Below are 739 nucleotides of genomic sequence, written 5' to 3' on the forward strand. Positions count from 1 at the left end.
CACAAGGTGCTTGGCGCTGAGCTGATCAGAGCCAGCATGAAAGCCGGGGCCAGGAATCGTCAGATTTGTACCATGAAAGAGAGTACAGAACTGTGCAAAATCCCCGGCCCTTACGGTTACAAATGGCCCAGACTAGAGGAGCTTCACGAGCACCTGTTTGGTCAGACTTTTGATAATGCTCACGATGCTTTGGCTGATGTCAGGGCTACGGCGCGGTGTTTATTTGAGCTGCGTCGCAGGGAAGTGGTCAGCTTTTAGAGAGCACTCCCCGCTACAGTGAAACCAGCTGCCGGATATCATCATTTGAGAGTTCTGATAACCACTGCTCACCACTGGCTACGGTTAATTCAGCCAGCTCCTTTTTGCTCTGAATCATCGCGTCGATCTTCTCTTCGAACGTATTTTCTGTAATGAGCCTGTGAACCTGGACGCTTTTCTTCTGGCCTATACGGTAGGCGCGGTCTGTGGCCTGAGCTTCTACAGCCGGATTCCACCAGAGGTCATAGTGGATAACCTGGCTGGCTGCTGTCAGGTTTAACCCGGTACCGCCAGCCTTCAGTGAAAGAATGAATATTCGGGACAGCGGATCGTTTTGAAACGCATCAACCATTTTGTCTCTTTTGCTGCGGGGCAGACCTCCATGCAGAAACAGTGCATTCTGCCCCAGCTCCTGCTGGATGCTCTTGACCAGTAGCTCTCCCATAGTCGTATATTGAGTAAAGACCAGTGTTTTCTCTCC

Annotated in this window: 2 protein-coding genes; one reads left to right on the plus strand and one right to left on the minus strand. The window is 51.2% G+C overall.

The features are described from left to right. Positions 1 to 258 (plus strand): 3'-5' exonuclease (locus M3P05_RS20600; RefSeq protein ID WP_456299645.1); only part of this gene is annotated, 258 nt, incomplete at its 5' end. Positions 259 to 271: 13 nt separating this feature from the next. Here the strand turns inward: M3P05_RS20600 and M3P05_RS20605 are convergent. After that, positions 272 to 739 (minus strand): DEAD/DEAH box helicase (locus M3P05_RS20605; RefSeq protein ID WP_249702023.1); only part of this gene is annotated, 468 nt, incomplete at its 5' end.

Origin of the sequence: Parendozoicomonas callyspongiae, assembly GCF_023502345.1 — a bacterium.
GTDB lineage: Bacteria > Pseudomonadota > Gammaproteobacteria > Pseudomonadales > Endozoicomonadaceae > Sansalvadorimonas > Sansalvadorimonas callyspongiae.